Source organism: Streptomyces sp. NPDC003697 (genome assembly GCF_053587115.1).
In genome coordinates this window covers 42,568-58,413 of the sequence record NZ_JBSFNN010000008.1, presented here as the reverse complement: position 1 = coordinate 58,413, position 15,846 = coordinate 42,568, and the positions used below count along the sequence as shown (strand labels likewise).

17 protein-coding genes and 2 tRNA genes are annotated in these 15,846 nt (G+C 72.5%); 12 read left to right on the top strand and 7 right to left on the bottom strand.

Going from position 1 to position 15,846, the window contains the following annotated elements:
* Positions 1–348: 348 nt before the first annotated feature.
* The 5 genes from ehuB to ACWDNY_RS05335 all read left to right on the top strand — a co-directional run bounded on the left by ehuB (position 349) and on the right by ACWDNY_RS05335 (position 3,748).
* Positions 349–1,245, top strand: a complete 897-nt coding sequence (gene ehuB, locus ACWDNY_RS05355) for an ectoine/hydroxyectoine ABC transporter substrate-binding protein EhuB (protein WP_451644366.1) — start codon at positions 349–351, stop codon at positions 1,243–1,245.
* A gap of 15 nt (positions 1,246–1,260) precedes the next feature.
* Positions 1,261–2,004, top strand: a complete 744-nt coding sequence (gene ehuC / locus ACWDNY_RS05350; protein ID WP_451644365.1) for an ectoine/hydroxyectoine ABC transporter permease subunit EhuC — start codon at positions 1,261–1,263, stop codon at positions 2,002–2,004.
* Positions 2,005–2,051: 47 nt separating this feature from the next.
* The gene (gene ehuD / locus ACWDNY_RS05345; protein ID WP_451644422.1) at positions 2,052–2,645 is read left to right on the top strand and encodes an ectoine/hydroxyectoine ABC transporter permease subunit EhuD; all 594 of its coding nucleotides are present in this window, start codon (positions 2,052–2,054) and stop codon (positions 2,643–2,645) included.
* The gene (gene ehuA, locus ACWDNY_RS05340) at positions 2,635–3,450 is read left to right on the top strand and encodes an ectoine/hydroxyectoine ABC transporter ATP-binding protein EhuA (RefSeq protein WP_451644364.1); all 816 of its coding nucleotides are present in this window, start codon (positions 2,635–2,637) and stop codon (positions 3,448–3,450) included. Before ehuD ends, ehuA begins: the two co-directional genes overlap by 11 nt.
* A gap of 224 nt (positions 3,451–3,674) precedes the next feature.
* Positions 3,675–3,748: transfer RNA gene (locus ACWDNY_RS05335), tRNA-Lys, on the top strand.
* 52 nt (positions 3,749–3,800) lie between these two features.
* Here ACWDNY_RS05335 and ACWDNY_RS05330 read toward each other — a convergent pair.
* Positions 3,801–4,406, bottom strand: coding sequence for a lytic polysaccharide monooxygenase auxiliary activity family 9 protein (locus ACWDNY_RS05330; RefSeq protein WP_451644363.1), 606 nt, complete (start codon positions 4,404–4,406; stop codon positions 3,801–3,803).
* Positions 4,407–4,629: 223 nt separating this feature from the next.
* Here ACWDNY_RS05330 and ACWDNY_RS05325 point away from each other — a divergent pair.
* A tRNA-Lys gene (locus ACWDNY_RS05325) sits at positions 4,630–4,703 on the top strand.
* Positions 4,704–4,853: 150 nt separating this feature from the next.
* Here the strand turns inward: ACWDNY_RS05325 and ACWDNY_RS05320 are convergent.
* The 3 genes from ACWDNY_RS05320 to ACWDNY_RS05310 form a co-directional block, all read right to left on the bottom strand.
* The gene (locus tag ACWDNY_RS05320; protein ID WP_451644362.1) at positions 4,854–5,633 is read right to left on the bottom strand and encodes an HAD-IIA family hydrolase; all 780 of its coding nucleotides are present in this window, start codon (positions 5,631–5,633) and stop codon (positions 4,854–4,856) included.
* A gap of 164 nt (positions 5,634–5,797) precedes the next feature.
* The gene (locus tag ACWDNY_RS05315) at positions 5,798–6,919 is read right to left on the bottom strand and encodes a hypothetical protein (protein WP_451644361.1); all 1,122 of its coding nucleotides are present in this window, start codon (positions 6,917–6,919) and stop codon (positions 5,798–5,800) included.
* A 131-nt stretch (positions 6,920–7,050) separates the two neighbouring features.
* On the bottom strand, positions 7,051–8,436 hold the full coding sequence (locus tag ACWDNY_RS05310; RefSeq protein ID WP_451644421.1) for an ROK family transcriptional regulator: 1,386 nt from the start codon (positions 8,434–8,436) through the stop codon (positions 7,051–7,053).
* A gap of 155 nt (positions 8,437–8,591) precedes the next feature.
* Between ACWDNY_RS05310 and ACWDNY_RS05305 the strand changes: the two genes are divergently transcribed.
* The 4 genes from ACWDNY_RS05305 to ACWDNY_RS05290 all read left to right on the top strand — a co-directional run bounded on the left by ACWDNY_RS05305 (position 8,592) and on the right by ACWDNY_RS05290 (position 11,845).
* Positions 8,592–9,665, top strand: a complete 1,074-nt coding sequence (locus tag ACWDNY_RS05305; RefSeq protein WP_451644360.1) for a Gfo/Idh/MocA family protein — start codon at positions 8,592–8,594, stop codon at positions 9,663–9,665.
* Complete coding sequence (locus tag ACWDNY_RS05300) at positions 9,662–10,153, top strand: heme-degrading domain-containing protein (RefSeq protein ID WP_451644359.1); 492 nt, start codon at positions 9,662–9,664, stop codon at positions 10,151–10,153. Before ACWDNY_RS05305 ends, ACWDNY_RS05300 begins: the two co-directional genes overlap by 4 nt.
* Before the next feature lie 136 nt (positions 10,154–10,289).
* Positions 10,290–11,177 carry an LLM class F420-dependent oxidoreductase gene (locus ACWDNY_RS05295; protein ID WP_451644358.1) on the top strand — a complete coding sequence of 296 codons (888 nt, stop codon included), beginning with the start codon at positions 10,290–10,292 and terminating at the stop codon, positions 11,175–11,177.
* A 362-nt stretch (positions 11,178–11,539) separates the two neighbouring features.
* Entirely contained in the window at positions 11,540–11,845 is a 306-nt protein-coding gene (locus ACWDNY_RS05290; RefSeq protein WP_451644357.1) for a putative quinol monooxygenase, read from the top strand.
* Positions 11,846–11,940: 95 nt separating this feature from the next.
* Here ACWDNY_RS05290 and ACWDNY_RS05285 read toward each other — a convergent pair whose 3' ends face one another.
* The 3 genes from ACWDNY_RS05285 to ACWDNY_RS05275 form a co-directional block, all read right to left on the bottom strand.
* Positions 11,941–12,798: a fumarylacetoacetate hydrolase family protein gene (locus ACWDNY_RS05285; RefSeq protein WP_451644356.1), complete on the bottom strand. Its 858-nt coding sequence runs from the start codon at positions 12,796–12,798 to the stop codon at positions 11,941–11,943.
* A gap of 148 nt (positions 12,799–12,946) precedes the next feature.
* Positions 12,947–13,660, bottom strand: coding sequence for a YidC/Oxa1 family membrane protein insertase (locus tag ACWDNY_RS05280; protein ID WP_451644355.1), 714 nt, complete (start codon positions 13,658–13,660; stop codon positions 12,947–12,949).
* Between the two features lie 102 nt (positions 13,661–13,762).
* Complete coding sequence (locus ACWDNY_RS05275; RefSeq protein WP_451644354.1) at positions 13,763–14,074, bottom strand: DUF6412 domain-containing protein; 312 nt, start codon at positions 14,072–14,074, stop codon at positions 13,763–13,765.
* 219 nt (positions 14,075–14,293) lie between these two features.
* On the opposite strand from ACWDNY_RS05275, the gene ACWDNY_RS05270 reads away from it, so the two are divergent.
* Together ACWDNY_RS05270 and ACWDNY_RS05265 are read left to right on the top strand one after the other, a co-directional pair.
* The gene (locus tag ACWDNY_RS05270) at positions 14,294–15,307 is read left to right on the top strand and encodes an SEC-C metal-binding domain-containing protein (protein ID WP_451644353.1); all 1,014 of its coding nucleotides are present in this window, start codon (positions 14,294–14,296) and stop codon (positions 15,305–15,307) included.
* Positions 15,308–15,521: 214 nt separating this feature from the next.
* Positions 15,522–15,761, top strand: a complete 240-nt coding sequence (locus ACWDNY_RS05265) for a hypothetical protein (protein WP_451644352.1) — start codon at positions 15,522–15,524, stop codon at positions 15,759–15,761.
* Positions 15,762–15,846 lie beyond the last annotated feature (85 nt).

Here is a 15,846-nt window from a genome sequence, read left to right as displayed (position 1 = left end):
TACCCCGTCGCTGCGGCGGCGCGCACGCCTGACCCGTCCGGCCCCCGCCGAGCCGGGCATCGCGCCGAGCCGGGCGTCGGAGCGGTCGGGCGCGGTCGACCGTCGCAGCAGGTGGGCGCCGGGCTTCCGGCAGCCCGGCGCCCTCCCGATGCGCCACGTGGACGGATAGCCTCTCCACTACCGTTTTCACCCGATATGCCTCGGCGCCGATGAACGGGGGGATCTCGCCCCGATCACCATTGCGTCACGTCATCGGGCCCACCGGCATAGTCCGCGACGCGTGGGAAGGGTCCCCCACCGGCCGTCACTGGCCCGTCCGGCACGGCGCTCCTTGGAGGTTGCAGGCTCATGACCGAGTTCCCGAATCTGTCCCGCAGAGGCTTCCTGACCAGAACCGCGGCCGTCGGCGGCCTGCTCACCGTCCCCGGTCTCCTCGCCGCGTGCAGCAGGACGGACAGCGGCGGCGAGGGCTCGACGCTGGCGAAGCTGAAGAAGCAGGGCTACGTGAAGGTCGCGTACGCCAACGAGGCCCCTTACGGCTTCGAGGAGGACGGGCAGCTCAAGGGCGAGGCACCCACACTGCACCGGGAGATCTTCAGGGCGCTGGGCGTGGACGAACTGCGCCCGTCCTTCTCGGAGTGGGACGGACTCATCCCGGGGCTGCAGGCGGGCAAGTACGACGTCATCAGCGCCGGCATGGCCATCATCCCGGACCGCTGCAAGAAGGCGCTGTTCTCCGAGCCCGAGTTCATCTCGCCCACCGCGATGATGGTGAAGAAGGGCAACCCCGCCCGGCTCACCGACCTGGCGTCGGTGAAGAAGGCCGGGGTCACCGTCGGGGTGATGTCGGGCGCGGTCGAGAAGGGCTACGCCGTCGCCGCCGGTGTCCCCGAGAGCAGGATCAGGACGCTGCAGAAGCCGCAGGACGGTGCGGACGCGGTGAAGGGCGGCCGGATCGACGCCTTTCTGCTGACCAGCATCTCGCTGAACTGGCTGGCGCGGAACAACTCCGGTCTGGAGGTCACCGAGGCCTTCGTGCCGGAGGTCGACGGCAGGAAGCAGTACAGCCCGGGCGGCGCCGTCTTCCGCCAGGGCAGCGAGGACCTGCGGGACGCCTTCAACGTGGAGCTGAACAAGATCACCTCGGACCCGGACCGTTATGTGCGGCTCATCGGGCAGTACGGCTTCGGCAAGGAGACGATCCCACCGGCGGACCTGAGGACCGCCGAGCTGTGCAAGGGCTGATGGGGACGCCTGTTCATGGGTGACTTCTACTCCTACTTCTTCGGTCATCTGCCGCAGGTGTGGTCGGGACTGCGGGTGACCGTCGAGGCCACGGTCCTCGGCGCGGCCGTCGCGTGCGCGCTGTCCTTCGTGTTCGGCTTCATGGCGAACAGCAGGCCGCGGCCGGTGCGCGGCGCGTCCCGGGTCGTCGTGGAGTTCTTCCGCGGCACCTCGCTGTACGTCCAGCTGTTCTGGCTGTACTACGCCTTCCCGCTGCTCTTCGGATACGAACTGTCGCCGCTGTTCTGCGGCGTCCTGGCGTTCGGCATGAACTACGGCGCCTACGGCTCCGAGGTGGTGCGCGGCGCGCTGAACGCCGTCCCCAGGGAGCAGTGGGAGGCTGCCGTCGCGCTGAACATGACGCCGCTGCAGCGGATGCGCCGGGTGATCCTCCCGCAGGCGTGGGTGCAGATGATCCCGCCGTTCACCAATCTGCTGATCCAGCTGCTGAAGGCGACCCCGCTGCTGTGGCTGATCTCCGCGGCCGACCTGACGACCGTGGTCCAGGACATGCGGACGCGCACCGGTGAGACGACGGCGGCGTACCTGACCCTGCTGGTCATGTACTTCGTCCTGGCCTACGCCCTGACCCTGCTGATGAACGCGCTGGAACGCCAGGCCGGGCGGCGGCTGGGCCGGCACCCGGACGCCCGCGGCCCGCTGCGCGGCCGCAGCGCCGCGTCGCCGCGGAAGTCCGGGATGGCCGGGGGTGCCCTGTGAACTACACCTGGGACTGGGACGCCGTGCGGGAGTCCTTCCCGCTGCTGATGGCCGGCTTCCGCACGACGCTGCTGGCCACCGTGCTCGGCACCGCGGTCGCGGCCGTGCTGGGACTGGTGGTCGCCCTGGCCGGACGGGCGCCGGCGCGGCTGGTGGCCGTGCCGGTGCGGGCCGCGGCCGAGTTCGTCCGCTCCACGCCTCTGCTGGTGCAGCTGGTGGGCGCCTACGCGATCTTCCCTTCGGTCAGGCCGCTGACGCTGGGTATCGCGGTGCTCGGCATCCACTACGCCTCGTACCTGTCGGAGGTGTACCGGGCGGGCATCGACGCCGTGCCGAAGGGCCAGTGGGAGGCGTGCCGGGCGCTGTCGCTGTCGCCGCGCCGCACCTGGCAGGCCGTGATCCTGCCCCAGGCGGTGCGCAACGTGCTGCCCGCGCTCGGCAACTACGGGATCGCCATGTTCAAGGAGACCCCGTTCCTCGCCGTCATCACCGTCACGGAGATGGTCTCCGAGGCCCGGCAGTACGGCGCGGACCACTTCACCTACGCCGAGACGTTCACCCTCGCGGGACTGATCTTCCTGGCGGCCAGCTGTCCGACCTCGCTCCTGATGAGAAAGCTGGAGAGGCGCCTTGGCCACTGACCACCCCCTGCGCAAGACGGTCGCCCCGGACACGGCGCCCGCCGACCTGGTGCGCTTCGACCACGTGGTCAAGCGCTTCGGCGACCACGTCGTGCTCGACCAGCTGGACTTCGCCGTCCAGCGAGGCGAGCACGTGACCCTGATCGGGCCGAGCGGCTCCGGCAAGACGACCATCCTGCGCCTGCTGATGACCCTGGAGCGGGTCAGCGACGGCGTGATCTGGGTGGACGGCCGGCCGCTGTCGCACATGCGCGGCTCGGACGGCAGGCTCCGGCCGGCGAACGAGAAGCACCTGCGCCGGATGCGCCGGAAGATCGGCATGGTGTTCCAGCAGTTCAACCTGTTCCCGAACATGAAGGTGCTGCAGAACCTCACGGAGGCGCCCGTCACCGTCCTCGGGCTCAGCCGTGAGGAGGCCGAACAGCGGGCGCGTGAGCTGCTCGACCTCGTCGGGCTCTCCGACAAGGTGGACGCCCATCCGTCACAGCTGTCCGGTGGCCAGCAGCAGCGCGTGGCGATCGCGCGTGCGCTGGCGATGCGGCCGGAGATCCTGCTCCTCGACGAGGTGACCTCGGCGCTCGACCCCGAGCTGGTGGCCGGTGTGCTCGACCTGCTCAGGGAGATCGCGCACACCACGGACATCACGATGCTCTGCGTCACGCACGAGATGAACTTCGCCCGGGACATCTCCGACCAGGTGCTGATGTTCGACGCCGGCCGGGTGATCGAGTCGGGACCGCCGGAGAAGATCTTCAGCGAGCCGGAGCAGGAACGCACCAGGGAGTTCCTCGGCGCGGTGCTGTGAGCCGCCGGCGGGCGGAGCCGGCGGCCCGGCCGCGTCCGCGCCGCACGAGCGGGCCGAGGTGCGCCGGTTCCCCAGGGCGGCCGCTCCGGCGGGGCCGGCCGCCCTGGGGAACCGGTACTGCGGGACCGGCTCCGCGGACCGGAGCGGGCTGGTCCGAAGCACCCTCCGGGACCGGGTATTATTTTCCTCGTCGCCGGCCGCGGGAAGCGGACGGCGTGAGTCATGCGCCGCTAGCTCAGTTGGTTAGAGCAGCTGACTCTTAATCAGCGGGTCCGGGGTTCGAGTCCCTGGCGGCGCACAGAACGAAGGAGCCCCCTCGCGCGAGCGAGGGGGCTCCTTCGTCATGGGGGTCAGAAGGTGACGTCGGAGCAGGCGTAGAACGCGTTCCCGGTGTCGGCGATCGTCCAGACCCCGAGGATCACGTGGTGCCCGCTCAGCCCGCTCGGCAGCGTGCCGCTGTGACTGACGGTGGAGGGCGGGCGCTGACCGCCGTAGGGCACCGTCAGGAACGGTGTCGTGTTGAGGTCGGCGCGGGTCAGGGCGCGGTTCTGGTTCCAGCCCTGCTTGGTGACGTAGTACCTGAAGTCGGTCGTGGCGTGCATGGCCGTGAACTGCCAGCGGAAGGTGAAGCTCTGCCCGCCGGTGACCTTCGTGGTGGGCCAGGCGCCGCCCGAGGGGGTCCGGGGGCTGTCGAGCTGACCGAACCGGGTGTTGTTCCCGGAACATATCCGCCCGTCCGCCGGGCCGAGGGCCGGGAAGCCCTTCGGGCCCTCGACACTCTGCGGCTCCCACTGGATGTCGCCGCAGTTCGCGACGGTCCCGTTGGCGCAGAGCTTCTGCCGGCTGATGGGGGAGTCGGTGTAGCCGTGGCTGCTGGCGGCGCCGGTGGAGAGCGCGAAGGCTCCGGCGGTCGCCAGGCTGAGTACGGCGGCGTACAACGTGGCCTTGGGGCGCATGCTGCTGCTCCTGGAGATCGTGGGGGAATGTCCGTGAGCCGTGCAGGTCTAGACCAAGCCAGATTATGACCGCTAGTTGAACATGTCCATACCAACAGCGGGGACATCTCGGCGGGCACCCCGCGGCCTCCGCGCGGAGCGCCGTCCCCGCGACGGGGCGCGGGTCAGGGGGCGGCGGTCGGGAGCACACCCGGGGGTCCTGTAGAGTTGACGACGTCAGCAGGCGCCGCTAGCTCAGTTGGTTAGAGCAGCTGACTCTTAATCAGCGGGTCCGGGGTTCGAGTCCCTGGCGGCGCACGATGACGAGGGCGAGGCGGGTTCGCGGAAGATCGCGAACCTCCTCGCCCTCGTCGTGTCACCGGTACCGCAGGTCCGGCGACGCACCCGCTGCGGGACGGTGCCGCTCCGTTCGGGTACGACTCGGTCGCGCCGGACCAGCCGGCCCCGTCAGACCCGTTCGACCAGGTCGGCGATCGAGTCGACCACGTGGGAGGGCCGGTAGGGGTAGCGGTCGACCTCCTCGGTCCGCGTGACGCCGCTGAGCACCAGGAAGGTCCGCATCCCGGCCTCCAGGCCGGCGAGCACATCGGTGTCCATCCGGTCGCCGATCATCGCCGAGGTCTCCGAGTGGGCGCCGAGCGCGTTCAGCCCGGCCCGCATCATCAGCGGGTTCGGCTTGCCGACGAAGTACGGCTTCTTGCCGGTCGCCGCGGTGATCAGCGCCGCGACCGAGCCGGTGGCGGGCAGCGCGCCCTCGGCGGACGGGCCCACGTTGTCCGGGTTGGTGGCGATGAACCGGGCCCCGTCGTTGATCAGGCGCACGGCCTTCGTCATCGCCTCGAAGGAGTACGTCCGGGTCTCGCCGAGGATCACGAAGTCGGGTTCGTGGTCGGTCAGGATGTAGCCGACGTCGTGCAGCGCCGTCGTCAGTCCGGCCTCGCCGATGACGTACGCGGTCCCGCCGGGCCGCTGGTCGTCGAGGAACTTGGCCGTGGCCAGCGCCGACGTCCAGATGTTCTCCACCGGCACCTCCAGGCCCATGCGGCGCAGCCGGGCGTGCAGGTCGCGCGCGGTGTAGATGGAGTTGTTGGTGAGCACCAGGAACGGCCTGCCGGACTCGCGCAGCTTCTTGAGGAAGGCGTCGGAGCCTGGGATCGGGACACCCTCGTGGATCAGGACACCGTCCATGTCGGTCAGCCACGACTCGATGGGCTTGCGGTCTGCCATGTGCGGGACTCCTGGCGTGGGTTCGGTCTTGAGCGGGGCGCCGGAACGACCTCGTACCAACGGCCCCAGCGTAATCAGGACTGGTTGTCCCGTACCCCGTCGATCACACGGTACGGCCGCGGGCCGCCGGTCGTCCCGCCCCGCGGCCCGACACCCTCCGCACCTCAGCGGCGCCTCCGCCGGGCGATGACCACGGCGCCGCCCGCGGCGAGCAGGAGAGCGGTCGCCGTCAGCACACCGAGCGGGGTGCCGAGGCCGGTGCGGGCGAGTTCGTCGGCGAAGGAGAGCCCGCCCCCCGGTGCGGTGGGAGCGGTGGACGCTGCGGGGGTCGGCGGCACGGCGGGCGCGGAGGACCGGGACGGGGGGGTGTCCGGACCGGCGCTCCGGCCGGGGGTGGCGCTCCGGTCGGGGCCGGCGCTCCTACCGGCGCTGGCGCTCCGGTCGGGGCCGGCGCTCCTACCGGCGCCGGGGCTGGGTCGAGGGGTGGCACTGCGGACCGGCGCGTCAGTCCGCTCCGGGGCGGCGCTGCGGCCGGAGGTGGCGCTGCCGTCGGGGGCGGGACTCCGAGCGGGGGCGGCACTGCGGTCGGGGGCAGCGCTCAGCCCAGGAGCGGCACTGCGGTCGGGCGCGGCACTCCGGCCGGGGCCCGCGCTCCGCTGCGGGGTCGGACTGGGAAGCGGGCGGGGTGGCCGGACCGGCAGCGCGTTGTGGTCCGGGGGCGGCTCGACGGCGGTACCGGGCTCGATGCGGAAGCGGTAGTCGTTGGACTGCCCGACCCAGTCCCCGTCGTCATCGTGGCGCTGGACGACGGCCGCCTTGACGGTGACGTCGTTCGGGACGGCGTCCGACGTGATCGCGAGCCGCACCTTCACGGTGACGGTCTTGCCGGGTCCGACCGTGAAGCCCGGCAGGCCGGCGTCGAAGGGCCCGACGAGCTCCTGCTGGTCGGTGGCCTGGAAGCGGACGGGGTGGGGACGGCCGCCGTCGTAGAACTCCAGGCGCGGCTGGCCGGGCTTCAGGGCGTGCTGGGCGTCGACGACCACGACGACCGGGTGGATGGCGGCGCAGATCCGGGGGGTGGTGTTCTTCAGGTCCAGCAGGAAGGTGCCGAAGCCGCCACCCGCGGTCAGGGCGCCGGGCCCGCCGTGGATGCGGGTGGCGATCGGGAAGTCACGGTCGTCCGGGCCGGCACAGGTCGGACCGGCGGCGGCCCGGGCCGGCCCCGCGGTGGGTATGACGGCGGCGGCTGCGGCCAGGCAGAGGGACAGGGAGGTGCACAGTCGCATGTCCTTGTGACCTTCCCGCCGGCGCGGGCCGTCACGGCGCCACTCCGCGAGACAGCCCCGAACGGCGGTACGGTTCCGCCCGACCGGCCCAACCGCCGGCGGCGGCCGTCACCCGGCCGGCGGCCTGCCCGTCACCCGTCGCCCCGCCCGAACAGCGGCGCCAGCAGCAGCTGGGCCGCGCCCTGGGCGACGCCCCGGCCGCCACCGGGGGCGAGGCGCACCGGGACCGCGCCGTCCGGCGCGCCCTCGCGCCGCGCCCGCGCGTCCAGCACCGCGGCGACCCCCGCGACGAACGCCTCCGGCGCGGCGGCGACCGTGCGCCCGCCCAGCAGGACGCGGTCGATGTCCAGCAGGCCGGCGAGGTTCGCGGCACCCGCGCCCAGTACGCGGGCCGCCTCGCCGGCCTCTCCGCGCTCCACGGCCGCCAGGCACAGCGCCTCCACGCAGCCGCGGTCGCCGCACGTGCAACGCGGCCCGTCCAGCTGGATCACCTGGTGCCCGAACTCTCCCGCCCCGGTCCGTGCCCCCCGGTGGACGCTTCCGCCGATCACCAGGCCGGCGCCGAGGCCCGTGCCGAGGTGGAGATAGGCGAAGGAGCCGCCCTCGCCCGTGACCGCTAGCCCGAGAGCGGCCGCGTTGGTGTCCTTGTCGACGACGACCGGCACACCGAGCCGCCGTCCCAGCGCCTCCCGCAGCGGGAAGCCGTCCCACTCCGGGAAGCCGGTGACCCGGTGCAGGATGCCGCGCCGGTGGTCGAGGGGGCCGGGCAGTGCGACCCCGACACCCAGCAGGGAGCCGACGGCGGCAAGCGGAGTCGCCGGGCTGCCGTCCGCACCCCCGCCCGGCGGAGCCGGCCGGCCGCCGTCACCGGACCCACCCGCCGAAACCGGCCGGCCGCCGTCACCGGACCCACCCACCGAGATCGACCCGTCCGCGCCGCCGGACCCGCTCATCCCGGCCGGCCGGCTGCCGCCGGGGGCCGCGGCCCCCGCAGCCGATCCGTTGCCGTCCCCCGCCCTGCGCGCCGGTGCCGACCCGGTGGCGTCCAGAGGCCCCGGCGCCGGGGCGTCCCCGCTCCCGGCCGGCGCACCCAGCGCCTCCGCCACCAATGCCTCGGCCTGCCGTGCCACCGTCTCCACGACGGCCTCGGCGCCCGCTCCGAGGTCCAGTGGGCGGCGGCGCTCCCCGACGACGGTGCCGTTCAGGTCGACCAGCACCGCGCGCAGCTCGTCACGGTCGACGTGGACACCGACGGCGTGCCCGGCATCCGGCACCAGCCGGAGCACCGTGCGGGGCTTGCCCCCCGTGGACGCCCGGCGCCCCGCCTCCGCCGCGAGCCCCTCCTGGCGCAGCCGGGCGGTGATCTTGCTGACCGCCTGCGGGGTGAGCCCGGTGCGGTCGGCGATCTCCAGCCGGCTGATGCCGGCCGCACCGGCCGTGCGCAGCAGATCGAGCACGAGGGCGGTGTTGTGGCTGCGCAGGGCCAGCAGGTTGGCACCCCCGGCCGCGCCCCGCATCCCCGCGACCGCCACCCCCGTCCCCGTCGCCCCGCCTGCTCCCGTTGCCGCTTCCGCTTCCGTTGCTGCTCCGGCTCCGCCGTCCCGCGCGCTGTTCACGCCTCCATTGTCCCCGCCGCTTGCACTTTGGCAACAGCGTTGCGAAAGTAGGTCGCATGACTGGTACTCCCCTGCACGTGGGCCTCGTCGGCTACGGCCTCGCGGGCTCCGTGTTCCACGCCCCGCTGATCGCCGCGACCGAGGGCCTGGTCCTCGACACGGTCGTCACCTCGAATCCCGAGCGGCAGGCACAGGCCCGGAAGGAATTCCCGGACGTCCGTGTCGCCGACGGCGCCGACGAACTGTTCGCCCGCGCCGGCGAGCTGGACCTGGTCGTCGTCGCCTCGCCGAACAGGACGCACGTCCCGCTCGCCACGGCCGCGCTGCAGGCCGGCCTGCCGGTGGTCGTGGACAAGCCGGTCGCGGGCACGGCCGCCGAGGCACACGACCTCGCGGCCCTCGCCGAGGAGCGCGGGCTGCTGCTGTCCGTCTTCCAGAACCGCCGCTGGGACAACGACTTCCTGACCCTGCGCAGGCTCCTCGACGACGGTGAACTGGGCGAAGTCCAGCGGTTCGAGTCACGGTTCGAGCGCTGGCGGCCCACGCCGAAGGGCGGCTGGCGCGAGTCCGGCGACCCGGCGGAGATCGGAGGTCTGCTCTACGACCTCGGCAGCCATGTCGTCGACCAGGCCCTCGTCCTCTTCGGCCCCGCGACCGCCGTGTACGCGGAGGTGGACGTCCGCCGCCCGGGCGCCGAGGCCGACGACGACACGTTCATCGCCCTCACGCACGCCAACGGCGTCCGCTCGCACCTGTACGTCTCGGCCACGGCCGCACAGCTCGGCCCGCGCTTCCGGGTGCTGGGCTCGAAGGCCGGGTACGTGAAGTACGGCCTCGACCCCCAGGAGGGCACGCTTCGCGACGGCGGACGGCCCGGCGGCACGTCCGAGTGGGGCACGGAGCCCGAGTCCCTGTGGGGCCGCCTCGGCGCCGGCGAGTCCCCGCTGACCGGCGGCGGCCGCCCCGTGCCGACCCTGCCCGGCGACTACCCGGCCTACTACGCGGCCGTCGCCGCCGCCCTCCGCGAGGGCGCCCCGAACCCGGTCACCGCGCTGGAGGCCGCCGCCGCGCTCGACGTGCTGGAGGCGGCCCGCCGCTCGGCCCGCGACGGTGTGGCGGTGACGCTGTGACGTCCAGTGCGGGGAACACCCCCGAGAGCACCCCGACCGTGGCGGACCTGGAGGCCCAGGAGCGGCGCCTGGTCTTCCGCCGGTTCACCCACGACGACGCGTGGGCGCTGGGTTCGCTGCTGGTGGAGCTGGCCCGGGAGCGGCAGGCACCGGTCGCGATCGACATCCACCGCGCCGGCCAGCAGCTCTTCCACGCGGCCCTGCCCGGCTCGACCCCCGACAACGACGCCTGGATCGCCCGCAAGCGGCGGGTGGTGGAGCGCTACGGCTCCGCGTCCTACCTGGTCGGAGCGCGTTTCCGGGCCAAGGGCACGACGTTCGAGGAGTCCTCGCGCCTCGATCCTGACGTGTACGCGGCCCACGGCGGCTCGTTCCCGATCCACGTCGAGGACGTCGGTGTCGTCGGCGCCGTGACGGTGTCCGGGCTGCCGCAGCTGGCGGACCACCGGCTCGTGGTGGAGGCCCTGGAGCGGTTCCTGGACCGGTAGTCCCCGACGGGGAAACACCTGGACCGGTAGTCCCGACGGGGGAACACGGGGAGTGATCCCGGGCAGTCCTCCGGTTGGAGGGGTCGGCACGCGTGATGATCACGGCACAGCACCCAGCCCGGAGGGATCGGAAGCGATGAGCGACACCGCAAGCCCCATGTCAGGCCCCCTGAAGGAAACCGTCGGCCGGTACGGCATCTGGAGCGTCGAGCTCCGTTCGGAGGACCCGGCCCGGCGCGGCGAACGCGCCGAGGCCGCGGCCGAGTTGGAGGAGTTGGGGTTCGGCGCCCTGTGGCTGGGCGGCAACAGCACCGCACGCAACGCCGCCCCCCTCATCGAGGCGACACGGCGGCTCGTCGTGGGCACCAGCATCCAGAGCATCTGGCAGCAGGAGGCCACCGTCACCGCGGCGGAGTTCACCGAGCTGGACGCGGCCCACCCCGGGCGGTTCGTCCTGGGCCTCGGGGTGAGCCACGGCCCGCTGGTGGAGCAGTACCGCCGCCCGTACGCGGCGATGGTCGCCTACCTCGACGCGCTGGACCAGGCGGGCGTCCCCGCCGGGCGCCGGCTGCTGGCCGCCCTCGGTCCCCGGATGCTGGAGCTCTCCCGGGACCGGGCCGCGGGCGCGATCCCGTACCTGGTCACCGCCGAGCACACGGCGAAGGCCCGCAGCATCCTCGGTGAGGCACCGCTCCTGGCACCGGAATTCAAGGTCGTCCTGGAGACCGAACCGGGCCGCGCCCGCGAGGTCGCGCGCGCCTATCTGGCCCCGTACCTGAAGCTGCCGAACTACACCAACAACTTCCTGCGCCTCGGCTTCACGGAGGCCGACGTCGCCGACGGCGGCAGCGACCGCCTGATCGACGCCGTGTTCGCCTGGGGCGACGACACCCGCATCCGCGACCGCATCGACGCCTTCCACCAGGCGGGCGCCGACCACGTGGCGCTCCAGGCCGTCACCGGCGCCGACCGCGAGTCCCTCCCCAGGGAGGAATGGCGCAGGCTGGCCTCACTCCTGTCCTGACCCCACCCTGCCCCCGCCCCCCAGGCGCTTCTGCGCCCTACCCCCGCACCCAGCGTGACCGTCCCAGCCCAGGGGCGCGAGGAACCGCGCATCCAACCCAGAGGCATCACAACCCCGCGCCCCTGACACACCCCGCCAGGGGCGCGGGCGCGTGTGCTGCCAGAACAGACACGGCATCGGAGCGCTCTCCCCGCCCTGCGTCGGTGGGTGCTTCGGCGCGGTGAGGGTGATTCGACGTGCCAGCGGGCGGCGAATATACGCAAAAGCACAGTAGTCCAGCCATAATGGGCCCGTTCTGTGCCAAACGGTCACGGCAGTGCCCGGACGCTCACGGGCGGCCGAGCACCGAAAGGAGTCCCCTCATGGCAGACGTCAAGGTCGGGCTGTACGTGCACGTCGAGGCCAAGCCCGGCAAGGAGGAAGAGGTCGCCGACTTTCTCCGCAAGGGCCTTGACGTCGTGCAGGAGGAGCCCGGCACCGTCGCCTGGTTCGCCGTGCGCCTGAGCGCGACCGCCTTCGCGATCTTCGACGCCTTCCCCACCGACTCCGCACGTCAGACCCACCTCAACGGCCGGCTGGGCAAGGCCCTGATGGAACGAGCCGGCGATCTGTTCTCCCAGCCGCCTTCCATCGAGCGACTCGACGTTCTCGCCCACAAACTTCCCTGAGGACCGGACGCGGCCGGTCGGGATGGTGCAGCGGATTCCGCGAAGTTCCACTTTCGATGCACGGCCTAGCGCGATCCCCGCCCCCGGCGGAGCGCCTACGCGTCGGCAACCTCCACCCGCTGCCGCCCCAGCCCCCCGATCTCCAGCTCCACCACGTCCCCCGCCCGCAGATACGGCTTCGGTGCGGGCCGACCCATCGCCACCCCCGCCGGCGTTCCCGTGTTGATGACGTCCCCGGGGTACAGGGTCATGAACCGGCTGACGTACCGGACGACCTCCGCCACGGAGAAGATCTGCTCGGCGGTCGTCCCGTCCTGCTTCAGCTCCCCGTTGACCCACAGCCGCAGCCGCAGCGCCTGCGGGTCGGGGACCTCGTCCGCCGTCACGAGCCACGGCCCCAGCGGGTTGAACGTCTCGCAGTTCTTGCCCTTGTCCCAGGTCCCGCCCCGCTCCATCTGGAACTCCCGCTCGGACACGTCGTTAGCGACCGCGTACCCGGCGACGTGCGCGAGCGCCTCCTCCCGGGACTCCAGGTACCGCGCCGTGCGCCCGATGACGACCGCCAGTTCCACCTCCCAGTCGGTCCTGGTGGAGCCGCGGGGAACGAGCACGGTGTCGTTCGGCCCGACCACCGTGTCCGGCGCCTTGAAGAAGATCACCGGCTCGGTGGGCGGCTCGGCCCCCGTCTCGCGGGCGTGGTCGTGGTAGTTCAGACCTATGCACACGATCTTGCCGATGCCGGTCAGCGGCGGTCCGACGCGCAGTCCGTCCGCGTCCAGCGCGGGCAGCTCCCCGGCGTCGGCGGCGGCGCGGATCCTGCCCAGTGCCGCTTCGTCGGCCAGCAGACCGCCGTCGATGTCCGTGACCACGCCCGACAGATCACGCAGGGTCCCGCCGGCGTCCAGCAGCGCGGGCCGCTCCGCGCCCGCCGTACCGACTCGCAGCAGCTTCATATGACCATCTCCCTCGATCGCGGCGGCCCGGCCGACGAGGTGCGCACGGGTGTGGCGTCCGCAGCCGTCGCAGGACTGGTCGATCGTCCGAGGTCACCGCCCCCCGCGCAACAACCGTTCACGTGCTGGACCAGCGCCCGGGCCGGGCTCACGGATACAGCGCCGCCCGCTCGACCGTGCTCCACGCCGTACTGGTCACCACGTACAGCGCGGCCGCCAGCGGCACCACGGCCACCGTGACGAGCGTGAAGAACGACATGAACGGCAGCACCTTGCCGATCACGGCCGGTCCGGGCGTCCGCCCCCCGTCGGCCACGGCCGTCGGCCCCGCATTCCCCGGCGTGCGCCCCGCGCGACGGCAGTTGAAGACGGCGAAGAGGGCGACGACCGCGAACAGCCCGAGGTAGACCAGCCCGGCTCCGCCGAGGAGGCCGCCGTGCGCCAGGGCGTCGCTCCACCGTCCGCCCAGGGGCGCGCCGAACAGCCGATGCGTGAGCAGGCTGTTGGTGTCGCCCCCGATCTCCGTGCTGGAGAACAGGTGGTAGAGCAGGAAGAACGCGGGCAGCTGCAGCAGGCTGGGCAGACAGCCCGACAGTGGCGACACCTTCTTCTCCGCGTGCAGCTCCAGCACCGCCTGGCGCAGCTTCTCGGGATCCTTACGGTGCCTCTCCCGCAGCCGGGCCAGCTCGGGCTGGAGTGCGGCCCGGGCCCGCTGCCCGCGCGCGGCGGCCCGGGACAGGGGGTGTACGAGGAGTCGTACGAACGCGGTGGACAGGACGATCGCGGCGGCGGCCGCGGATGCGTGGAAGAGGGGGTGCAGCAGATCGGCCAGCTGGTCGACCAGACGGGCGAAGACGGACATGGTGAGTGAGCCCTCCGGGGGTCTCGTCGTGCCGGGGTGCGGATGAACGACGGCATGACGACCCGCGCGGGACCACACGGTCACAGGTACGGGTGAGGTGCCCTACGCGACGGTCGCCGGGAGGGCGGGCCCGGGCGCCCGGGGCCGCGGTCGGCCGGCGGCGTCGGGATCACGCTGCGGCAGGAACGCCGTACGGCGGGCGCGGTCACGGAAGGCCGTGCGGACGCGGGTGGGCGGCACGGAGCATGCGCAGCGCGAGGCGAGCAGGAGGCAGACGGCGAGCGCCGACCCGGCCGCGGCGGTGGCGGCGAGCGCGACGGTCGCGGTCAGGCTGCCGGTGTCGAGCAGTGCGACCTGGAGAAGCAGGAACAGCAGCGTCGCGACGGAACGCGGACCAGCCCAGCTGCCGATCACGGACTGATCCCCCTCCCCGTACGCGTACGCCGTCCTCGAACTTCGTCGGACAAGACGCCGGCGACGGTGCGCCGGTTGCACGGCCTGTGACACGCATCGCCCCCCACCTCGCACGCGCCCGCTCACACCGTGCGGCCCCACGCCCGCGCCCGCCCCTCGCCCGCACCCTGGCCAGCGGATACCTCTCTTTTGTCGGCCGTCGGCAGTACGGTGTCACCCATGCGCCCCGACACTCCCGCCGAGAACGTCGACCACACCACCGAAGCCGCCCGTCTGGAGCGGACCGCCGGTCTGTACCCCGAGGACGCCGAGGCCCTGCTCCTCCGGGCCGCGGCGCACCTGGAGCTGTCCGGCGACCGCCCGGCCGCGACGACGCTCTACGACCGTCTGCTGTCGTCCCCCGAGAGCCTGGAGAACCCGCACCTGGTCCGCGCCCTGAAGGCGTCGAACCTCTGGGAGTACGACCACGAGGCGGAAGCCCGGGCCATCATCGACGGCGTCCGCGCGGCGGGCCCCCGGGACCCCGCGCCCTGGGTGATCGTCGCGGAGGCGCTGGAGTCGCACGACGAGCTGCAGGCGGCGCAGGACACGTTCACGGAAGGGCTGCGGCTGCTCCTCACGGACACCGAGGAGCCCCCGCATGCCCTGCACCCCCTCTTCTTCGGCCGCCACCGGGTCAGGCGCATGCTGGCCGTGGCCCACGACGAGTGGGACACCCTGGCCGACGGCCTGCACTCGTCGCCGGTCTCCCTCGACGAGCTGCACGACCCCAAGCGGGTGTGGTCCCTCGGCTCGGAGAACCCGGCGGAGCTGGAGGCGGAGATCACCCGCCTGCGCGCCGAACTGGGCGCCTACCGGGAGGCCCTGTCCCGCCCGTTCCCCGTGGCCATGCTGCACTGGCCGGCGGACGAACTGGCGGAGCTCGTCGCCGCCTACCCGGCCCTCGCCGCCGAGTACCCCTCCCACGAGGAGCACCTGGCGACGATAGAGACGTCGTTGCGCGAGCTGTCCGCCTCCGGCACCGCGAACCTGGGCGTCGTCACGGGCACGGTCCCCTCCTACGAGGCCTTCGCCGCCTCGGAGCTGGCCTCCCCCACCGACACCACCCTCCTCCCCCAGTACGCGACGATCCTGGCGGCCCGCGGCCGGGCAATCGCCTGGCCACCGGAGCGGGGGGCCGCCTGCTGGTGCGGGTCGGGGCGGGTCTACGGGGAGTGCCACGGGGCCTCATGACTGGGGCTTGACAGACGAAGGCCACGAGAGAACCCGCTTCCAGCTGCCTGGCTACCGCGCCCCGCGAGCCAGAGGGACCCTGCTCGCTCATACTCGGCAGCGGTCGTACGACCATGCCCAGTAGCCCCATCTGCTCCACTCAACTGGCGAAGGGTTGGGATCTTTTCCGCCGTCTCTGGGCATGGCCTTCCCGCAAGCCTGGCAGAGTGTGCGCATGGCTTTGATCAAAGAGTTTCAGACGACCTCCTCTGACACGCAAAGGGTCCACGGTCCCGTCATATGCGGTTACCGATCCTTCACGTCGGGTGGTCGTCGCATCCTCCAGCTAGACACTTACGGATCGACCGACCGCCAGATTCCCGACAAGATCAGCCAAAGCATCCAGCTCGACGCTGATGGCGCCCGCGAGCTGCTCAGGATCATCGCCGAGTCGTTTCCTGACATCGTTCGCTGACCGCCGGACGCCGCATCGCGCCTGAGCTGCGAGCCGCCGGTCCACCGCAGCGGCCCTAGTCCGCGACCGCGGCGGGCTGAAACGC